We start from the raw sequence: 22200 nt of genomic DNA on the forward strand, positions 1-22200 counted from the left end.
AGAGGGCAGCCAGAGACAGCCAGCGGGCAGCCAGCGGGCAGCGGCGACAAACAAAGGGGGCCGGCCCCCGCTTCGCCCTGGGCCGGCCCCCGGTCCCGCACTATACGAGCGTCACCTGGACGTCACGCTGGCGCCATCCAGGCTTAACCCGATACGGCCCGGTCCAGCCCGGCGGAGCCTGACGTACCGCCTGCGAAACTCCGGTGTGGCTCCGGTCCGGCACACCCTTCGCCGCGCAGGTGCCATGCAGTGCATGCGCCCTTCCTGTTTTCGCTGCCCCGCCCGCACCCCTGCTGCGGGGCGGGGCCAGCCGCGGCCCATTGCCCGGTTCAGCCCACCGGGGTTCAACCCTCCGCCCGGCCCGGCTCACATCCTGGCCCACATCCCGTCGCGCATCCCGGCCCGCAGCCCGGGCTCAGCCGCGGCGCCGCCAGGCGCCTGACATCGCCCTGCCGTCGCCGCCCGCCAGCAGCCGCAACATGCGGGTGCAGCGGTACAGCCGGATACGGCACAGGCAGCGCCACGCCAGCCAGCGTTCGCGCGCCCCTGATATGCGCTCTGAACCCAGAATGCGCAGGATCTCGGGCAGCGGCGACGCGGCAAGGGCCAGCGCCCGTATTCCCCAGCGCAGGTGTTGCCCGGCGCCGGACAGGGTTTCAAAATCATGGCCGATATGGCGGTCCCATTTGCGCGCCAGCTGGCAAAAGTCTTCGCGCGCGGCGGTGTCGATCCGCATCAAAGGCACGTAGTCCAGCTGCACCCCCTGTGCCGCGGCACGTCGCCCCCAGTCCATATCTTCCGCGATATGAATGCCGGCAAAGCCGCCGACCTGTTCAAACACGTGCCGCCGCACCGCCATATTGCCGGAGCCGCTGTAGCCGTGTTTTTCGATATAGAGTTTGAAACGGTAGCCATAGACGCTTTCATAAGCTTCAATCGCGGTGGCGCGGGCCGGATCGACCCGGGCGATACAGACATCGCCGCCGATGACGTCTGTGTCCGGATGGCGGGCGAAATGCTGCGCGATGCATTTGACCCAGCCGGGATGCGCGATACAGTCGCAGTCAATGAACGCCAGCAGCGGGCTCATGGCAAGGCTGGCGCCATGGTTGCGGGCCGGGCCGGGGCCGGGCGTTGGCTCATCGCTGAGCCGGACAAAATCATAGGCCGCACAGACCGCTTCCGGTCGCTGCTCGGAACCATTGTCCACCACGATCACATCAAAACGTACGCCGTCGTCGCGCTGGGCGGACAGTGCCCGCAGGCAGTGCTCCAGAACCCGGGGCGCATTCAGATGCGGGATGACGACCGTCAGGTCCGGCACACTGGCCGGCGCCGGGATCTCGGGCGGGATGTCGGACGGGGCCGGGATGTCACTCATGCGATGCTCCGGGTTTTTTCCCATGTTAGGCGGGTTCGCGGCACTTGCCAATCCGGCGGTGGGAGTGCAGTGCAGCGCGCGCAGAGCAACCCTTTGCCTGCAGGGGGAAACTGTCTGAGCGAACGGCGGCACACCGCGGCAACCACAGGGACATCCAAAAGGGCCGGTGCAGCGGATTATGAGTGGAACCGCCACAATTTCCCCCGGACAGGAGGCGTCAGAACAATTGAAAAATGTCCCGTTTGGCGTTAGTATTAAAACATTAATACCGACCATTTGATTCGAGTTTGATTCCACGAGGGGGGAATTGAGCACCGGCGAACCGGGCCATATTTTTAGAGGTATAGTGACGAGCTTCCAGTTGTGGAGTTATTAGTATGGCGATTCAGCTCAAAGGTGGGCCTGATGTTTTCAGAGCGTCAGGAAGTGTAAAGAGCATTGCGTTAAGCGGATCAGAAGGGGGATTTTATCGCAGACATGTGAAACGTGTATTCGATATTCTCTTTGTCGTGCTGAGCGCGCCGGTGCTGCTGCCTGTCATCTTCGTTTTAGTGCTTATCACCGCCTGCCAGGGCGGCAAGCCGCTGTACAGCCAGCGTCGTATCGGCCGCGGCGGTCGTATTTTCCGCATGTTGAAAATCCGCACCATGGTGACCGATGCGGACCAGATCCTGGAAAGCTACCTGGCTGAAAATCCGCGCGCACGGCAGGAGTGGGACGAAAGCCAGAAACTGAAGAACGATCCGCGCATCACCGCGCTGGGCCGGTTTCTGCGCAAATCCTCGCTGGATGAGCTACCGCAGTTCTGGAACGTCCTGTTGGGGGAAATGTCATTGATTGGCCCGCGTCCGATGATGCCGGAGCAAAGCGGTCAGTATCCGGGCACCGCCTATTACCAGCTGCGTCCCGGTATTTCGGGGTCCTGGCAGGTGTCCGCGCGCAACGGCAGTTCATTTGCCGCCCGTGCCAAGTTTGATACCGAGTATAACAACCAGTTGTCGTTAAAAACCGATGTGGACATTTTTGTGCGCACCCTCGGCGTTGTGCTGAGCTGTACCGGATACTGATCCGCCGGCGTCGGCCGCGCGCCTGATTTCTGACGGAACCGTTTGCCGCCGCATCCGCCGCACCATCTGGCTCCCCATCTGCACCACTATCCTCCTCAAGATCTGTCTGACCCTCCGTTTGTCATCGGTCAGACCCTCCGTTTTCCATCGGTCATGACGTCCGTTTGCCATCGGCCATGACAACCTTCAAGCCACCCGCCACGCCATCCAAAGCAGCTTTCGCCATGCCAACCGCTGGCGACGCGGTAACCCGCTGTCCGCCCGGTAAGCGGCGCCCCAGCTCCTTCGGCGAAGCCCCAAGGTCAGAGCGCTGGCAAGGGCGCAAAGAAGGACGCAGCGAAAGGAGAGGTGCCGCGCCGCTTATCCGTCGCGGAAGGCGCGCTGCAGCTGGTCCATCAAAGGTTTGGTCAAATAGTTCATCACCGAGCGCTCTCCGGTCAGCAAAAAGGCCTCAATCGGCATGCCGGGGATCAGATCCACATCGCCCAGCAGCGCCATTTGTTCCTCCGGAACGGTCAGGGTGATGCGGTAATAAGACACTCCGGTCGCCGGATCGGTAATACTGGTCGGGGAAATACTGTCCAGCGCGCCGAACACATCCGGGCTGACGCGCAAGTTAAACGCCGGGAACAGGATTTTGGCGCGCTGACCGACAAAGATTTCGTCCACCGATTTGGGGTCAACGCGCAGCTCCAGCACCACGCCTTCAGTCAGCGGCACCACCGACAGGATCACGCCTTCGGGTGCCACCACACCACCAACAGTGAACACCTGCATCTCGTGAACCACCCCTTCCACCGGCGCCAGCACGTCGATCCGTTCCAGCTGTTTCTCGGCGGTGACAATTTCCAGCACAATCTCTTCATGTTTGGCGGTGACTTCGCGCAGCTCTGTGACCACCTGTTCGCGGAATTGCCGTTCAGTCTGCAGAATTTCAAGCTCGGAATCGCGGATGGAATTGCGGATCCTGGCCAGTTCTGAGCGGTGCCCGACCAACTGGCCCAGCAGATCAGCCTCGTCGCGCTGCAGCGCCAGCACTTTGCTTTCCAGCGCCAGCCCCCGCTGTTTCAGCGCCAGCACATTTGTCAACTCGCTCTGGACAAATTCCAGCTGGGTCTGTTTTGACACGATCAGCCCTTCGACGCCGGCGATCTGATTGTTGAACTGCAATATGCGTTCCTGCAGTTGTTCTTTGCCGCCCGCCAGCACGTCGCGCCGGGCCTGAAATATCTCGTACTGTCCGGCGATGTCGCGCGCCAGCGCCTCCGGGTTCAGCGTGGCGGTCGGCGCCGGAAAGGTAATTTCGTCCTGATTGAGGTATTCCGCTTCCAGCCGGCTCTGGCGGGCAATGATTTCGGCCAGCCGGCTCTGGTAGATGTCCAGATTGATGCGCAGCAGGGTCGGGTCAAAGCGCAACAGCACATCGCCGGCGGCCACCACATCGCCATCGGTGACAAAGATCTGGTCCACCACACCGCCGTCGAGACTTTGCACCACCTTGGGTTTGCCGCGCACTGCGGTCTGCCCCGAAGCGATCACCGCGCCGCTGATCATGGTGAGATTGAGCAGCGCAAACAGGATCAGCAACATGCACAGGCTGGCAAAGATGCCCAGCCGGGCCACCCCGGTCAGATTGGTCTTGGGAATATAATCTGCGTTCACAGGAGCCCCCGTTATTTGGTTCCGGTTTTTTTGCCGGCGGCTGTCTCTGGCGGCAGAGACACGTTGACGATGTCATCGCGGTCGCCAAAATGCGCCACCTGGCCTTGTTTCAGGATCAGGATCTTGTTCACCGCTACAATCACGCTGGGCCGGTGCGCCATCACCACCACCACCGAGCCGCGACGGCGCAGGGTGCGGATCGACGCCGCCAGGGCTTCGTCGCCGCCGGCATCCAGGTTGGAGTTGGGTTCGTCCAGAATGATATACCGCGGGATGCCAAAAATGGCGCGCGCCAGACCGACACGCTGGGTCTGGCCGCCCGACAGCGGCTGGGCGATCATGCCGACCTGGGTGGCATACCCATGGGGCAGCGCCAGAATCATATCATGTACCCCGGCGATCTGCGCGGCCTCAATAACGTCCTTGTCATCTGCGCGGGGGTCAAAGCGCGAAATATTCTCGGCAATGGTGCCGGGCAGCATTTCCAGCGATTGCGGCAGGTAGCCGATGTGGCGGCCCAGTTCCTCCGGGTGCCACTGGTTCAGGGTGGCGCCGTCGAGCCGGATTTCGCCGGCGTCCGGCTCCCAGGCCCCGACCAGCAGTTTGGCGAGGCTCGATTTACCGGCAGCAGAATTGCCCACCACCCCAACCGCATCGCCGGGGTTCAGGGTGAAGCTGACCCGGTCGATGATCTTTTTGACTTCGGCGCCGCGGCTGCCACCGGGCACCAGTTTGGTCAGGTTGGAAACCTGTAACAGGCCTTTGGGATCGGGCAGTTTGATATGGCGGCGGGCGGCGGGCATCCGGTCCAGCGTCGCCAGCAGCCGTCTGTGCGCTTCTTTGGCCCGGGCAATACTGCGCCACTGGCCGATGACCTGGTCCACCGGCGCCAGCGCCCGACCGGCAATGATCGAGGTGGCGATAATGGCCCCGGCAGAGACCTCTTGCTGGATCGCCAGATAGGCCCCCAGCGTCAGCAACATCGATTGCAGCAACAGGCGGAAAGACTTGGAAAACGCGGCAAAAAACTCGGAACGGTCGCCGCCACGCTGCATTTGCGACAGGCTTTTTTCATGCATTTCGCGCCAGCGCTGCACGATCTTGTTCTGCATGCCAAGCGCCAGCACCGCTTCGGCGTTGCGCCGGCCCCGTTCAATGAAACTGCGCTCCGCCCCGTCCATCTCCATCGCCCAGCCGATCATCCGCTGGGTCAGCAGTTGATTGAGCAGCGCCGCAATCGCCACCACCACCGCGCCGGCCAGCGTCAGAAATCCAAGCCAGGGGTGGATGAAAAAGACGATGGTCAGGAAAAACGGGATCCACGGCACGTCAAAAATGCCCAGAATTGCCGGGCTGGCGAGAAAACCGCGCACGATTTCCAGATCGCGCACCGGGTTGTTGCCGCGGCGGTCATAACCGATGCCGGTGCGCATCCAGAAATCAAACGCATGGGCGCCGACCAGCGCATCAAGCCGGTAACCCGCGCGTGACAGCAGCCGCGCCCGCAGAAATTCGTAGATGCCCAAAAAGGTGTAAAGCACCACCACAAAGACAAACAATCCCTGCAGCGTCGGCACCGACCCGTTGGCCAGCACCCGGTCATAGACCTGCAACATATAGATCGGGCCGGTCAGCATCAGCAGGTTGATAACGGCGCTGAACAAGGCGACCTGGACAAAACTCCGCCGCAACTGGCGTTTTGCCTTCCGGTACGGATTATTTTCCGGGTTCGCGATATTTTGCATGTTTCCCACCCTGGCCTGAACCGGGCATTGGGGGCGGCAGCACATGTTTTTACCCGGTGCAGATCCCAAAACCCGACAGTGATAACACGTCACGCCCGGGTCTCCGCGCAGAGCCCCCGACGTCAGCTGTGCAGCCAATCAGTGGCTGCGAGTATGCCTGTAACGCCGCCTCAAATCAAATTCGCCGGTTTGAAAGCGCCGTGTGCGGGCGTCAGTGCCAAGGCCGCAGCGCTCAAACGCTGCATTTACGAATCTTGCGGGGACGGTTGAAATCCAGGACACTGGCCACGGGCCGGGCTTAATCTCAGGTCTGCCGGATCGGTGAGACGTTCCCGGTGGCAAGGCGGCGGGCCAATCGTGACCGGCAACACGGGCTGATCGCACAGAGCTCAGAAAAACGCAGCGCTGGTGCGAAGTATCCACCCTGGCTGTCCTGGATGGAGTTGATATGACAATGTCCAAAACGCAATTGATTTCCGGCCAGCCACCCGTCGTCAGCATCGGGCTGCCCGTCTACAACGGCGCCAATTTCCTTGCCGAGGCGCTGGAGTCGATCCTGGCGCAGGACATGGGGGATTTTGAGCTTATCATTTCGGACAATGGCTCGACGGATGAAACGCCGGATATCTGCGCGCGTTTTGCTGCCCGTGACAGCCGGATCCGCTGGCAGCGCCAGCCCTCGAACATGGGCGCTGCAAAAAACTACAACCTTGTGTTTCGCCTTGCCTCGGCCCGCTATTTCAAATGGGCCGCGCATGATGATCTGTTGATGCCGCAATTCCTGTCACACTGTATTGCGGCCTTTGAAACCTCAGCAAACGTGCCGGCGTTAGTCTATCCGAGATCCGATTTTATTGACGAGTCCGGCCAGGTTCTGCGACCTGACCCGGCGACGATGCATACGGGTTCGGCCTATCCGGCTGTCCGCGTATTCCGGGCGATTCAGGGCATGAGCAAGGTGACATCGGTGTTTGGCCTGTTCCACCGGGACACCCTGGCGCGGACCGGGCTGATCGGAAATTACATCTCTTCCGATTATGTGCTGCTGGTGGAATGTGCGCTGCTGGGCAATATCATGCATCTTGAGGGCGCGCCGCTGTTTCAGCGCCGCTTTCACCAGAAGATGTCGGTTAAGGCCAACAAGACCGACCAGGAGGTTCTGCGCTGGTTTGATCCGGAAGCACGCTCAAAACTCACCGCTCAGCAACGGCTTTACCTTGAGTATCTGAAGTCGGTCTACAACATCGGCGGGCTGACTGGATTTCAGCGACAGCTATGCGCGGTATCGCTTATCAGCAGTGTGCTGTCCCGCCGCGCACGGGTGGCGGCCGGGCGCTGGCGCAGGCAGCTGTTTCCCCACGCCTGAACACCCGCCTGGCGAGGTGACCGATTCGCGGAGATTCAATCCTGTCGCGAGGCGTGGATTCCTTAAAGTTGTAAATCCCAGGCCCTCGGTGGGAAATGCTTATTCAATACGCCTCAAACGGGCAAGTATGTAGAGTTTTGGGTGGTTTTCAGGTAGTGTATCCGGGTTGATGTAACGATTTTCTAAGCGAGATCCGTGAGCCCCGGAGGAAACGCTTTGAGTACTTCTGACGACTTTTCAAATGGTGTTCTGGACCCGGTATGGCGCCTCGAAGGCCCCGCCGGAACCGCCGCCAGCCTGGGAACAAATGCCACCGATGCGTACCTGTCTCTGGTCACACCGGACGGCGACTATGACATCTATGGTTCAAACAATTCCAGCCGCGCGGTGCAGGACACTGCCGATACCGACTTTCAGATTTCGACGCGGTTTCTGACCACGCCGACCGAAAAATATCAGATCCAGGGTCTGCTGGTGGAACAGGACGCCGACAACTGGATCCGCTTTGACACCTATTCCAACGGTAAAAAACTCTTCGCTTATGCCGCGATCACCATCGACGGCGTCACCAGCCAGCAGCTCAGAGTGCGCATACCCGAAGGGACCGCGCCCTATCTCCGGGTAACGCGCGAAGGTGACACCTGGACGTTGGAATATTCCATCGACGGTGCCAGCTGGACCACTGCCGGCAGCTTTACCCATGTGATGGCGGTCAGCGCCGTGGGTGTCTATGGGGGCAATACCGGGGCCGCCACCGGCTATACCGCCGAGGTGGATTTCTTTGAAAACTCCGCCAATCCGATCCTTGACGAAGACGGTGTCATTACCCCCGTCAACATGCCACCTGTGGCGGTGGACGACCCTGGTTTTGTCACCGCTGCGGACACGCCACTTGTGATCACCAGCGCCACAGAGTTGCTGGGCAATGACAGCGACCCGGAGGGTGACGGGTTCAGCATCACCTCTTTCACCCAGCCCACCAACGGCACACTGAGCGACAACCTGGACGGCACCTTCACCTACACGCCAGATGCCGGTTTTAATGGCGACGACAGTTTCACCTATACCATCTCGGACGGCAGCCTGACTGACAGTGCCACGGTAAGCCTGACCGTCGGCGTGCCGCCCAACACGGCACCGGTGGCGGTGGATGACGCTGGATTTACCACAGCTGAGGACACGCCGCTGGTGATCACCAGCGCCACAGAGTTGCTGGGCAATGACAGCGATCCGGACGGTGACGCGTTCAGCATCACCTCTTTCACCCAGCCGGCCAACGGCATGCTGACAGACAACCTGGACGGCACTTTCAGCTATACGCCCGATGCCGGCTTTAATGGCGGCGACAGTTTCACCTATACCATCTCCGACGGCAGCCTGACTGACAGCGCCACGGTCAGCGTGACCGTCGGCGCGCCGCCCAACACGGCACCTGTTGCAGTGAATGACGCTGGACTTGTCACCGCTGAGGACACGCCGCTGATGATCACCAGCGCCACAGAGTTGCTGGGCAATGACAGCGATCCGGACGGCGACGCCTTCAGCATCACCTCTTTCACCCAGCCCACCAACGGCACGCTGAGCGACAACCTGGACGGCACCTTCACCTATACGCCGGATGCGGGCTTTAATGGCGGCGACAGTTTCACCTATACCATCTCAGACGGCAGCCTGACTGACAGCGCAACGGTAAGCCTGACTGTGGGCACCCCGCCGCCCAGCACGCTGGTGTCAGATGATTTTGCCGGTGGTTTTCTGGACCCGGCAGTCTGGCGTATCGAAGGTCCGGCCGGCATTTCCGCCGGACTGGGCACAAGTGCAACAGAGGCCTGGCTTGAGTTGGTGACCCCGGACGGGGACTATGACATTTACGGCTCAAACAACACCAGCCGCGCGGTGCAGGACACTGCCGATACCGACTTCCAGATTTCGACGGGGTTTCTGACCACACCGACTGAAAAATATCAGATCCAGGGCCTGCTGGTGGAACAGGACGCCGACAACTGGATCCGCTTTGACACCTATTCCAACGGTAAAAAGTTATACGCTTATGCCGCGATCACCATCGACGGCGTCACCACTCAGCAGCTCAGAGTGCGCATACCCGAAGGGGTCGCGCCCTATCTCCGGGTAACGCGCGAAGGTGACACCTGGACGATGGAATATTCCATTGACGGTGCCAGCTGGACCACCGCCGGCAGCTTTACACATGCGCTGGCGGTCAGCGTCGTGGGTGTCTATGGGGGCAATACCGGCGCCGCCACCGGCTATAGCGCCGAGGTGGATTTCTTTGAGAACACCGATGATCCGATCATGAATGAAGACGGCGTCATTACCCCCGTCAATACGCCACCTGTGGCGGTGGACGACCCTGGTTTTGTCACCGCTGCGGACACGGCGCTGGTGATCACCAGCGCCACAGAGTTGCTGGGCAATGACAGCGATCCGGACGGCGATGCCTTCAGCATCACCTCTTTCACCCAGCCCACCAACGGCACGCTGAGCGACAACCTGGACGGCACCTACACCTACACGCCCGATGCCGGGTTTAATGGCGGCGACAGTTTCACCTATACCATCTCTGACGGCAGCCTGAGTGACAGCGCCACGGTAAGCCTGACCGTCGGCACGCCGCCCAACAGGGCACCGGTGGCGGTGGATGACCCTGGATTTACCACTGCTTTGGGCACACCGCTGGTGATCACCAGCGCCACAGAGTTGCTGCTCAATGACAGCGACCCGGACGGCGACGCGTTCAGCATCACCTCTTTCACCCAGCCGGCCAACGGCACGCTGACCGACAACCTGGACGGCACCTACACCTATACGCCGGATGCCGGTTTTAATGGCGACGACAGTTTCACCTATACCATCTCGGACGGCAGTCTGAGTGACAGCGCCACGGTCAGCGTGACTGTGGGCGCCTCGCCGCCCAGCACGCTGGTGTCAGATGATTTTGCCGGCGGTGTGCTTGATCCGGTGTGGCGCATCGAAGGCCCGGCCGGGATAACTTCCAGCCTGGGCGCCAGCGCCACGGAGGCCTGGCTGGAACTGGTCACCCCAGACGGGAATTTTGACGTCTGGGGCGTCAACAACGGCAACCGTGCGATGCAGGACAACAGCGATGAAGATTTCATTATATCGACCCGGTTCCTGACCACACCGACGGAACAATATCAGATCCAGGGTCTGCTGGTGGAGCAGGACGCCGGCAACTGGATCCGGTTTGACACCTATTCTGACGGCAGCACGCTGTCTGCATTTGCCGCAGTCACCGTTGCCGGCAGTTCCGCGGCGCAGTTCAGCGTGGCAATCGCGGGCAATGTCGCGCCCTATCTCCGGGTGACCCGCGCGGGTGATCTCTGGACCATGGAATATTCTGTGGACGGCACCAGCTGGACCACTGCCGGCAGTTTCACCCATGCGCTGACGGTCAGCGCCGTGGGCGTATTTGCCGGCAATACCGGGCCGACCGCCGGTTATACTGCCCAGGTCGATTTTTTTGAGAACGCTGACGCGCCGATTACGGATGAAGACGGCACCATCATTATTCCCAATGATCCGCCCGAACCCACCAATGACGCCTATCTGCTGGCGGCGGATGGCACGCTTGCGGTGATCGCCAGTGACGGTGTGCTGCGCAATGATGTGGACCCGGACGGCGATCCGATGAGCGTGGTGGTCGAAACCGGCCCCGCCAACGGCATGCTGACCCTGAACCTGGACGGCAGTTTTACCTATGTGGCCGACGCGGGATATGCCGGTGACGACAGTTTCACCTATACGGTCACCGATGACCAGGGCGCCGGCGGCAGCGCCACCGTCAGCCTGCGTCAGGCCAATACCGCGCCGCTGATCGTGACGGGCACCAGCGCCTTCACAAAAACCATTGTCAGCACCGCAATGCCGCTGACCCATATCGCGCTGGCGGCGGATTTCGACTTTGATGGCGACCTCGATATCGTCGCCACCTCGGAGCAGAACGATTCCGTGGTCTGGTTTGAAAATGACGGAGCGTTGAATTTTACCCCCCATGATATCGACATAAATCTGGAGTCCTCTTATCCCGCCTCTCTGGCTGATCTGGATCAGGACGGCGATATGGACGTGCTGGCTGCCGGCTATCGCTCGGATGAATATGTCTGGTATGAGAACAACGGCGCCGGCGGGTTTGTCAAACATATCATCGCGGTGCAGGACGGGGCCCATTCGCTGTTCGCGGTGGATCTGGATGGCGACGGCGAGATGGATCTGGTCACCGCCGGGCAGGATTCCAACTCGATCAGCTGGTATAAGAATGACGGGGCGGAAAACTTCACCGCCATAGAGATCGACGGGGCTTCGATGGCGGCCAAATCGGCGGTGCCGGTGGATCTGGATGGCGATGGCGACATCGATATTATCACCGCAAGTTTTGATGATGATACTTTTGCCTGGTATGAAAATGACGGGGCAGAAGGTTTTACCAAACATGTGATCGACAGCAGTGCCAACGGCGCTTATTTCGCCACCTATGCCGATATTGACGGTGACGGCGACATCGACATTGTCACGGCCAGCAAACAGGATGACACCATCGCCTGGTATCGCAATGACGCCGGCATTTTTAGCAAGGTGCTGATCAGCGCCAGCGCCGAAGGTGCCCGTTATGTCTCCACCGCCGACATTGACGGGGACGGCGATATTGATGTGCTCTCCGCCAGCGTCGATGACAATACAATCGCGCTGTATGTCAATGACGGCAGCGGCGGTTTCACCACGGTGATTGTCGACAGTGCCGCGCTGGGGGCCTATGGCGCCACGCCGGTGGATATGAACGGCGACGGGCTGATGGATGTGCTGGGCGCAAGTAAGACCGACGGCACCATTTCGGTCCTGTTGCAGCAAAAAGAGCAGCAGATCGCGCTCACCCCTGGTCAGAGCTTTGTGCTGGACACGGCGCTGCTGCAGGCCACCGACTCCGAGCAAAGCGCCGCTGAGCTGATCTACACCCTGGTGAGCACCCCGGGCCTTGGGGAATTGCGGCTCGATGGCACCGCGCTTGCTCTGGGCGACAGTTTCAGCCAGCAGGATGTGGATCTCGGGCGGGTGTCTTATGTCCAGAACGGCAGTGTCGACGGGCTGGATGTGTTTGAGCTGTCGCTGAGCGACGGTATCGCGCCGGCTTCCACCGCCGCCTTTGAGCTGGCCATTGGCACGCCACCACCCGGCAGCCCGATTGTTTCGGATGATTTTTCAAACGGGGTGCTGGATCCGGTCTGGAACATTGAAGGCCCGGCCGGGATTTCCGCCGGGCTGGCGACAAGTGCGACAGAGGCCTGGCTGGAACTGGTGACACCGGACGGCAATTATGACGTCTATAATACCAACAATGGCAGCCGGGTGATGCAAAGCACCACTGATACGGATTTCCAGCTGAGCACCCGCTTTCTCTCCACGCCCGTCGAGCAATATCAGCTGCAGGGCATTCTGGTGGAACAGGACGCCGATAACTGGATCCGCTTTGACACCTACTCAGACGGCAGCAATCTCAGGGCTTTTGCCGCAGTAACGCTTGGCGGCAGTTCCAGCGCTCAAATCAGCGTGATCATCCCGGGCGGGACCGCGCCTTATCTGCGGGTGACCCGTGCAGGGGACAGCTGGACGCTGGAATATTCCGTGGACGGGGCCAGCTGGGTCACCGCCGGTAGTTTTGTCCAGGCGATGAGCATCAGTTCAGTCGGAGTCGTCGCGGGCAATACCGGAAGCGCCACCGGTTATACCGCCCAGGTGGATTTCTTTGAAAACGCGGATGCGCCGATTGTGGATGAGGATGGCACCATAGTGCAGGTGAACAATCCGCCGGTGGCGGCGGATGATGTGTTTGTCACCGATGTCGGTGTGGTATTGAACATCAATGTCGCCGCCGATCTGCTGGCCAATGACAGCGATCCGAATGATGACGTGATCAGCCTCACCGGATTTACCCAGACGGTGAACGGCACTCTCGTTGACAATCTGGACGGCACCTTCACCTATACGCCTGACGCGGGTTTTAACGGCGGCGACAGTTTTACCTATACCATCACCGACGGCAGCCTGTTTGACACCGCCGATGTCAGCCTGACCGTCGGCAATCCGATCGATGTCTGGTACGGGCTGAATCAGACCTTTGCCAGCCAGGGCGAAAGCCAGGTCTGGATCAACATTCTGGGCAATGTGTCGGGCAGCGTCACCTCGCTGACCTATTCGATCAACGGCGGCCCCGAACAGGTGCTGGAACTGGGGCCGGACACCCGCCGGCTGCAAGACGATGGCGATTTTAACGCCGACATTGCCTATGCCCAGCTGGATGGCTCGGCCACCGATGATATTGTCACCATCACCGCCACCATGGCGGACAGCAGCGTCTTTACCCGGGACGTCACCATCGATTATCAATCCGGTGCGGTCTGGAGCCCCAATTACAGCATCGACTGGGCCACGGTCACCGATCTTCACGATGCGGTGCAGGTGGTGGACGGCACCTGGAGCTATGACGCCAGCGGCGCCCGCCCGACGGATCTTGGTTATGACCGGCTGCTGGTTCTGGGCGATCAGGACTGGGACAATTACCGGCTTGAAATGACCATCACCATGCATGACCTGACCAATGTCGATCCGCTGGGGCGGGACGGCGGCGGCGTTGCCATCGGCATGCTCTGGGACGGGCACACCGATCAGCCGAAGGCTGGCTGGCAACCGAAATCCGGTTATGAACCCGGCGCCACGTTCTTTTATGAGAACAACTTCAAGAGCCACAGTTATCACAGTTTCTCCGAAGTGCTGGGCAGCCAGGCGTTCACGCTGACCGAGGGGCTGAGCTACAATTTTATCGTCCAGGTCGAACAGACCGGGCTTTATGACCGGATCTACAGTCTGAAAGTCTGGGAGGTGGGCACCTCTGAGCCGGTGGGCTGGACGTTGCAGACAACCGAGGTCTTCAGCATTGATGAAGCCCCGGCCACCGGGTCGATCTATCTGAATGCGCATTATTATGACGTGACCTTTGGCGATCTGAGCGTCACCGAAATTACCGGCAGCGATATTATCCAGGGTGACGCGCAGAATGAGATGCTGATCGCAGTGGACACAGGCGCGGCGCTGCCGGGGTTGGCGGAACTGGATGTCTTTGTCGGTGCCGGCGGTGCCGATCTGTTCATATTCGGTGACGAAGACAACGTGTTTTACGACGATGGCGACGGGCTGACCACTGGTGTGGCGGATTACGGGTTTGCCTGGGATTTTGTCTCCGGCACCGACCAGGTGCAGCTGCACGGGGCAGAGACGGACTATCTGCTGACTGAGGATGCGGCCGGACTGCCCGCGGGTACTTCGATCTGGCGCGTCGGGACGGGCGGCGATACGGACGAGCTGATCGGGGCGCTGAACGGCGTCTACGGGCTGGATCTCAACAGCAGTGATTTTGTCTTTGTCGATACGCCAATGGCGTGATGCGGCAACAGGGTCAGACCGGACCGACTGAGCGGGGGGCGCAGCAGCGGACGGGATGCAAATGATCAGCACCGGGGTCTTGGGGGCCGGGTTTTGAGGGCCGGAAAATGGGGGGCAGATTTTTGACAGGCCGGGCTTATGCGCCGGTTGGGAATTTTGAGACGATATTGAGACTGAAAGAGGGGGAAACAGATCCGAGAAATTGGTTTTAACTGTCTGTAGTGGAGAAAACGTCCATGAAAGTAGCAATTCTCGCTGGCGGCAAAGGCACGCGCCTTGCAGAAGAAACAACCATCCGACCCAAACCCATGGTCGAGATCGGCGGCAAGCCGATCCTGTGGCATATCATGAATATTTATTCCCATTACGGGTTCAACGATTTTGCCGTGGCGCTGGGTTATAAGGGCGAATGCATCAAACGATATTTCGCCGAATATGGCGCGCTGTCGGGCAATCTGACCATCGATATGAACAACACGGACCCGGTGATCCGGCACGAAAAGGCGCACGCGCCCTGGACTGTCGATCTGATCGAAACCGGTGCTGAAACCCTGACCGGCGGCCGGGTGAAACGGCTGAAACCTTACCTTGGAGACGGCACCTTTATGCTGACCTGGGGCGACGGGGTGGCCGATATCAACATCGACAAACTGCTGGACTTCCACCGCTCGCACGGCAAGCTGGCGACCATTTCGGCGGTGCGCCCTCAGGCCCGTTACGGCCACATGCGCTTTGACGGCGATCTGGTCACCGCCTTTGAGGAAAAACCGCAGACCGCGGAGGGCTGGATCAACGGCGCTTTCTTTGTGCTGGAACCCGAGGTGCTGGACTACATCGACGGCGACATGATGATGTTTGAACATGCGCCGCTGGAAAATCTGGCGCGGGATCATCAGCTGATGGCCTACCGCCACGAAGGCTTCTGGGCGGCGATGGACACGCTGCGCGACAAGCACATCCTGCAAAAAATCTGGGACTCGGGCGAGCGGCCCTGGGCAGTATGGGAAAAATGATATGCGCGTAATGGTAACGGGCCACCGCGGCTATATCGGTACAGTTCTGACACCGATGCTGCGGGCCGCCGGACATGAGGTCGCCGGCATCGACAGCGATATTTATGAACGTTGCACCTTTGATCCGGGTGGCAAAATGCCCTTGGTCGCGACTACATTAAAGGATATCCGCGAGGTCACGCCCTCGGATTTCCTCGGCTTTGAAGCGGTGTTGCATCTGGCGGCTCTGTCCAATGATCCGCTGGGCGATTTTCGGCCTCAAACCACCTTTGACATCAATTTTCAGGCCACAATGCAGGTGGCGCGGGCGGCCAAAGCGGCGGGGGTTGAACGGTTCATCTTTTCCTCCTCCTGTTCCAACTATGGCGCGGGGGGGGCGGATTTCATTGACGAGGATGGCGCTCTGAACCCGGTGACGCCTTACGGTGAAAGCAAGGTAATGTCGGAACAGGGGCTGGCAGAGCTGGCCTGTAATACGTTCTGCCCCACCTTCCTGCGCTCGGCCACCGCCTATGGGGTCAGCCCGCGCATCCGCTTTGACCTGGTGCTCAACAACCTGGTGGCCTGGGCGGTCACCACCGGTCAGATCCATATGAAATCAGACGGCACCCCGTGGCGCCCGATCACCCATATTGAAGACATCAGCCGCGCCTTTGTCGCCACGCTGAACGCACCGCTGAACCAGATCCGCAACGAGGCGTTCAACGTCGGCATTACCGAGCACAACTACCAGATCCGCGAACTGGCGGAGATCGTGGCGCAGGTGGTGCCGGGCTGCGAGGTGACTTTTGCAGAGGGCGCCGGGCCGGACAAACGCTCGTACCGGGTGAACTGCGATAAAATCCGCCGGGTGATGCCAGATTTTCAGCCGAAATGGGACGCGGTAAAAGGCGCGCAATCGCTCTATGCCGCTTACAAAAAACAAAAGCTGACGCTGGAGATGTTTGAAGGCGCGCGCTATCAGCGCATCGGCCATATCAAACAGCTGATCAATGATAATATCATTGATGAGAGCCTGAAACACACGCCTCAGGCCCTGCGCAAACGTCGTTCCAACGGGGCTTCGGTCTCTGAGCCGGACTGGGCGGGCGATGCGGCAAAAGTGCGCTGTATTTCCTGCGGTCACGCCGGGTTAAAGCCGATCCTGGACCTTGGGCTGATGCCGCGCTCAGACGGGTTGCTGGACAAAAAGATCCTTGATCAGCGCGAATCCCTGGTGCCGCTGCGGCTCGGTTTTTGCCCTGGCTGCACCACGGTGCAGCTGCTGGAAACGCGCCCGGCGGAAGAAATGTTTGGCGATGACTACCTGTATTTCTCCTCCTTTTCCGAAGATCTGCTGCGCCACAGCCGCGAAAACGCGCTTGAACTGATTGTTAACCGCGGGTTGGACAAGGACAGTCTGGTGGTCGAGATCGCCTCAAACGACGGCTACATGTTGCAGAACTTCAAAGAAATGGGGGTGCCGACCCTTGGCATTGACCCGGCCAGCAAACCGGCAGCGGCGGCGCAGAAAAAGGGCATCGATACCCTGGTGGATTTCTTTGGCACAAGAGTGGCGCGCCAACTGCGCAGTCAGGGCAAACGCGCCGATGTCATCATCGCCAACAATGTGGTGGCCCATGTGGCCGATCAGAACGACCTGGTGGCGGGCTTTGCGGAGTTGCTGGCGGAGGACGGCATTGTGGTGGTTGAATTCCCCTATGTGCGCGACCTGATCGACTTTATCGAGTTCGATACCATCTATCACGAGCACCTGTGTTATTTCTCGGCCGGCTCGGCGCAGAGCCTGTTCGCGCGTCACGGACTTTACCTCAATGACGTGCGCCGCCTTCCAATCCACGGCGGCTCATTGCGGCTCTATTTTGGCAAAACAGATGCACCCTCTGATGCGGTAAACTACCTGCTGGCCGAAGAAAAACAGCTGGGGCTGGACAGGTTTGAGTATTACCAGAGCTTTGGCGCCAGGGTGCGTGACTTCCGCAACAAAGCCCGCGCCCTGATCGGAACGCTGAAAGCCGAGGGCAAAACCATTGCCGCCTATGGCGCCGCCGCCAAGGGCACCATCATGCTGAATTTCCTCAATCTTAATGCGCGCACTATTGAATATGCGGTCGATAAGAACGTGCACAAACAGGGCAAATACATGCCCGGCGTGCGGGTGCCGATCGACGACCCGGCCCGGCTGCAGACCGACCGGCCGGATTACGTGATGATCCTGCCGTGGAATTTCCGCGATGAAATCCTGCGCCAGCAACAGGATTTTTTGCAGGCGGGCGGTAAATTCATTGTGCTGATCCCGGAGCTGGAGATCGTTGAACATTAAACCCAGGAGGTCGATTTGAGTGGAGATCTGAACCCTTGTCCGGCCTGTGGCGGGCGGCACCTGAGCGAAATTTACCGGCTGGATGCCATTCCGGTGCAGAGTTGCGTGTTACTGGACAGCGCGGACCAGGCGCGGGCGTTTCCGCGCAGTGCTCTGGTGCTGATGTTTTGTGACAGTTGTGGCCTGGTCTTTAACCGCGCCTTTGACCCGGGGCTGGTGGATTACGCGTCCACCACCGAAGAAAGTCAGCATTTCTCCGGCACGTTCAACCGGTTTGCCCGCGATCTGGTGGCTGAAATCGCCGCGCTCTACGATCTGGACGGCAAGCAGACGCTGGAGATCGGCTGTGGCAAAGGCGATTTTTTACAAGAGCTGGTGCGCCAGACCGGGACAAGGGCGTTGGGAGTGGATCCTGGTTTTATTCCCGAACGTCTGCCCGGCGCCAACGGCAAGGATATCCGCTTCCGGCGCGAATATTTCGACTCCACCCATATCGACTATGCGCCGGACCTGATCGTCTGCCGCCATACGCTGGAACATATTCCGCAGGTGGGGCGGTTTCTGCGCGACATTGCCCGCCTTATTGGCGCGCGGCGCGATGTGGCGCTGTTCTTTGAAACGCCGGATGTGCGCCGGGTGCTGGCAGAGGGGGCGTTCTGGGACATCTATTACGAGCACTGTTCTTATTTCACGCTCGGCAGCCATGCGCGTCTGTTTCAACATACCGGGCTGGATGTGACCCGGCTCTATGCCGCTTACGCTGATCAGTACATCATCCAGTATGCCGCGCCGGCGGCAGGGCGGGTGATGCCACCGGCGGCGGATGACCTGGCGGATCTGCGCAAGCTGGCGGCGGCGTTTCCTGCCCGGGTCGCCGAAATTCGCGCCCACTGGGCGCAGTTTGTGCGCCGCCGTCAGGGGGCGGGCAAGCGCGTCGCGATCTGGGGCGGCGGCTCCAAAGCGGTGTCTTTCCTGACCAGCAATGATCTTGGGCCTGAGGTGACGGACGTCATCGATATCAACCCGTATAAGCAGGGCAAATACCTGCCCGGCAGCGGCCACCGTGTCAGCGCGCCCGAAAGTCTGCAACAGGCGCCGCCCGACACGGTGATTGTGATGAACCCGGTTTACCTGGCGGAGATCGGCGCTCAGTTGCAGGGTATGGGGCTCGACCCTGAACTGGTGGCGGTGTGATGGAAAGTACAAGCCATTGCCCGGTCTGTGACGCTGTGGATCCCAAGCCGGTGTTTGCGCTGCGCGATGTGCCGGTGCTGTGCAATCAGCTCTGGCCTGACGCCACGGCCGCGCGTGCTGCCGCCTGTGGCGATGTGGAGCTGGTGCGCTGTAAACACTGCGCGATGATCTGGAACCGCGCCTTTGACGCGGCCCGTATGGTCTATGCGCCGGGATATGAAAACGCGCTGCATTTTTCGCCCCGTTTTCAGAGTTTTGCCGAAGATCTCGCCGCCGGCCTGGTCACCCGCCACGACCTTGCGGGCCGGCATGTAGTGGAGATCGGCTGTGGGGACGGCCATATTCTGGATCTGTTGGCTAAAAACGGTGTCGCGACGGCCACCGGCTTTGACCCGTCGATGGCAGGCAAAGACAGCCCGTTCTCCGCGCGCGAGGGTGTTGCCATCATCCCCGAGTATTTCCACGCCGATCACCTTGAACGCCCCTTTGACGCCGTGATCTGTCGCCATGTGCTGGAGCATCTGGACCAGCCGGCGGCGCTGCTGCACCAGATCCGCGCTGCGATCGGGAATCGCGATGTGCTGGTCTATTTTGAAGTGCCAAACGCCGGCTGGATGCTGGACACCGTGTCGATGTGGGATGTGATCTATGAACATGTGGGCTATTGGAGCGCCGCCCCGCTCAGCACAATGTTCCGCCGCGCCGGGCTGGAACCCGTTTCGGTCGCCACCGGCTATGACCGTCAGTTCCTGATGATCGAGGCCCGCGCCGGCGCGCCGCAGCCGCATTTTCTGTCCAATACTGGCGGTGAAGGCGGCGATGTGCGCCAGGAGAGGCGCCGTGGTGACAGCGCCAACGCTGCCATTTCCAGCGGTCCCACGAGGCCTGCAAGCCGCACCAGGCCCGGCGGGTATGCCGCCCATGCCCGGACGGATGGGACCGCAGAAGGCACCGGCGGTATCGCCCGCGCCGCCGACATATTCGCCGAAGTCGCCAATGGTGAACTCGAGCGCTGGAAAACGCGCCTCGCGGGATTGCGCGGCCGGGCGGTGATCTGGGGGGCGGGCTCCAAAGGCATTACTTTTGCCAATGCGCTGGGCGAGGCGGGGGTGTCACTCGCGGCGCTGATTGATCTGAACCCGCGCAAACACGGATTGTTTGCGCCCGGTGTGGCTTTGCCGGTGCTGGCGCCCACTGCGCTCTCCTCCCTGCGTCCTGACCTGGTGCTGATCTCCAACGCGCTGTACCGCGGTGAAATCACCACCCGGTTGAACGCCATGGGGCTGGCCCCCGATATCGAAGTGATTGCGGGATAATGGCGCAGGTTCAGCATCAGAATATCGTGCTGTCCAAACGGCTGGTGGTGGTCAATTCCGCCAGCTCGGTGCTGGCGCGGGTGGTAAATTTCTCCGTGCTGCTCTGGGTCTACCAGTTCCTGCTCAGACATCTCAGCGCCGAAGAATTCGCGGTGCTGCCGGTGGTCACCGCGCTGATGATCATTGCACCGCTGTTCTTTTCGGTTTTTGTCGGCGGCATCGGCCGCTACACAATCGACGCCTATGCCAAAGGCGATTTTACCGAGGTGCGCCGGCTGGTCAGCTCGCTGTTCCCGATCCTGGCGCTGGTGGCAGCGCTGTTTATGCTGGGCGGGATGCTGTTGGCACTCAATATCGACCGGGTGTTTAATATCCCCCCCCAGTCCGCCGCAGATGCGCGGCTGATGATGGCGCTGCTGGTGGTCAGTTTTGCGCTGCAGATGCTGGTGGTGCCGTTTAAGACCGCCTATCTGATCCGGCAACGCTATCTGGAGATGAACCTGCTGGAGATGGGCCGCGACGTGCTGCGCGCGCTGCTGCTGGTTTATTTTCTGCTGTTCATTGACGTGGCGGTGCTCTGGGTGGTGGTGGCCACGTTTATTTCCCAGGTCTCGCTGTCGGCGGTCACGCTGCTTCGCGCCTTAAAGATGGTGCCGGAGCTGCGGCTGGACTGGCGCCTGTTTGATGCGAAGAAAGCGCGCCAGCTGATGTCTTTTGGGCTCTGGACCTCGCTGGGTCAGCTCGGCACGATCCTGTATACCAGCGCCGCAACGCTGATCCTGAACCTGCTCGGCACCGGGGTGGATGTCACCACCTATCATATCGGCGCCACGCTGTTCCGTCAGTTGCAGATGATCATCAGCAAAGCGGCGTCGCCGCTGCAGCCGGCGATCACTGCGATGAACGCGCTGGGGGATCATCAGCGCCTGGCCTCAACCGTGCTGCGTGGCGGACGTTATGGGCTCTGGGTCTCGATGCTGCTGGCGACGCCGCTGATCATTTATGCGGATGTTTTCATCGGGCTGTATCTGGGTGCGGATTACGCCAGTGCGGCGGCGATCATCATCCTGTTCATGATCATCTTCCCTTTTACCCAGCCCACTGCACTGCTGGCGATCACCGCCCTGGCGATGGCAAAGGTGCGCGCTTTTTTTCTGCCGGCGTTTCTGTTTCAGTTCGCCGGCGTGGTGCTGATGCTGGTGTTTATGCGCTGGTTTGACATGGGCGCGGTGGGGGTCACCCTGGCGTTGACGCTGATCACCATCGCCTCGCAACTGGGTTATTTCTGGTCCCTGTGCCTGCGGCTGACCGGCGAGAGTTTTCACCGCTTTGCAACCGAAGTTCTGCTGCGCGGCCTTGCGCCGGCGCTGGCCGGGGCGCTGGTCTGGGGCGGGCTCAGGCTGATCGCGGAACCCTCAAGCTGGGCCGGGCTTCTGGCTTATGGCGGCGTCGGCGCGCTGGTCTATTTTGCGGTCATGCTGGGCCTCTGTCTGACCGGCGCGGAACGCCGTGATCTGCGCGCGGTTTTGCACCGGGTGCGGCCCTGAGCCGCTCTGCCCTGGCGAGGCCGCAGCGGTGCCACGCAGCGGCTGCCGAACGGCGGTGATATTAGGTGAAGCGAGGCTGGCGTGATAAAATAGCCGCGCGGATCAGAGAGGAT

General features: G+C 60.4%; 11 protein-coding genes. 8 read left to right on the plus strand and 3 right to left on the minus strand.

Going from position 1 to position 22200, the window contains the following annotated elements; translation table 11 throughout:
• Positions 1-415: 415 nt before the first annotated feature.
• Complete coding sequence (locus DWA01_RS10645) at positions 416-1381, minus strand: glycosyltransferase family 2 protein (RefSeq protein ID WP_160116007.1); 966 nt, start codon at positions 1379-1381, stop codon at positions 416-418.
• A gap of 479 nt (positions 1382-1860) precedes the next feature.
• Between DWA01_RS10645 and DWA01_RS10650 the strand changes: the two genes are divergently transcribed.
• The gene (locus tag DWA01_RS10650; RefSeq protein WP_235008519.1) at positions 1861-2448 is read left to right on the plus strand and encodes a sugar transferase; all 588 of its coding nucleotides are present in this window, start codon (positions 1861-1863) and stop codon (positions 2446-2448) included.
• 360 nt (positions 2449-2808) lie between these two features.
• On the opposite strand, the gene DWA01_RS10655 is transcribed toward DWA01_RS10650, so the two are convergent.
• Both DWA01_RS10655 and DWA01_RS10660 read right to left on the minus strand, forming a co-directional pair.
• Positions 2809-4110 (minus strand): HlyD family type I secretion periplasmic adaptor subunit, encoded by a 1302-nt coding sequence (locus DWA01_RS10655; RefSeq protein WP_114285823.1) that lies wholly within the window; start codon positions 4108-4110, stop codon positions 2809-2811.
• 11 nt (positions 4111-4121) lie between these two features.
• Entirely contained in the window at positions 4122-5855 is a 1734-nt protein-coding gene (locus DWA01_RS10660; protein WP_160116008.1) for a type I secretion system permease/ATPase, read from the minus strand.
• A gap of 448 nt (positions 5856-6303) precedes the next feature.
• Here DWA01_RS10660 and DWA01_RS10665 point away from each other — a divergent pair, with 448 nt between their 5' ends.
• The 7 genes from DWA01_RS10665 (at position 6304) to DWA01_RS10695 (ending at position 22087) form a co-directional block, all read left to right on the plus strand.
• Positions 6304-7221 carry a glycosyltransferase family 2 protein gene (locus DWA01_RS10665; protein ID WP_114285825.1) on the plus strand — a complete coding sequence of 306 codons (918 nt, stop codon included), beginning with the start codon at positions 6304-6306 and terminating at the stop codon, positions 7219-7221.
• A 216-nt stretch (positions 7222-7437) separates the two neighbouring features.
• Positions 7438-14694 (plus strand): cadherin-like domain-containing protein, encoded by a 7257-nt coding sequence (locus DWA01_RS10670; protein ID WP_160116009.1) that lies wholly within the window; start codon positions 7438-7440, stop codon positions 14692-14694.
• Between the two features lie 236 nt (positions 14695-14930).
• Positions 14931-15707, plus strand: a complete 777-nt coding sequence (rfbF, locus tag DWA01_RS10675) for a glucose-1-phosphate cytidylyltransferase (protein WP_114285827.1) — start codon at positions 14931-14933, stop codon at positions 15705-15707.
• Between the two features lies 1 nt (position 15708).
• On the plus strand, positions 15709-18030 hold the full coding sequence (locus tag DWA01_RS23275) for an NAD-dependent epimerase/dehydratase family protein (RefSeq protein ID WP_200832552.1): 2322 nt from the start codon (positions 15709-15711) through the stop codon (positions 18028-18030).
• 15 nt (positions 18031-18045) lie between these two features.
• Complete coding sequence (locus DWA01_RS10685) at positions 18046-19224, plus strand: class I SAM-dependent methyltransferase (protein WP_235008520.1); 1179 nt, start codon at positions 18046-18048, stop codon at positions 19222-19224.
• A complete protein-coding gene (locus tag DWA01_RS10690; RefSeq protein WP_114285828.1) occupies positions 19224-20540 on the plus strand; it encodes a class I SAM-dependent methyltransferase in 1317 nt (438 codons plus the stop codon). Before DWA01_RS10685 ends, DWA01_RS10690 begins: the two co-directional genes overlap by 1 nt.
• Positions 20540-22087 (plus strand): lipopolysaccharide biosynthesis protein, encoded by a 1548-nt coding sequence (locus DWA01_RS10695; RefSeq protein ID WP_114285829.1) that lies wholly within the window; start codon positions 20540-20542, stop codon positions 22085-22087. Before DWA01_RS10690 ends, DWA01_RS10695 begins: the two co-directional genes overlap by 1 nt.
• The last annotated feature ends 113 nt before the right edge of the window (positions 22088-22200 follow it).

Source organism: Candidatus Halocynthiibacter alkanivorans (assembly GCF_003333265.1).
In the GTDB taxonomy this organism is placed as follows: domain Bacteria; phylum Pseudomonadota; class Alphaproteobacteria; order Rhodobacterales; family Rhodobacteraceae; genus Halocyntiibacter_A; species Halocyntiibacter_A alkanivorans.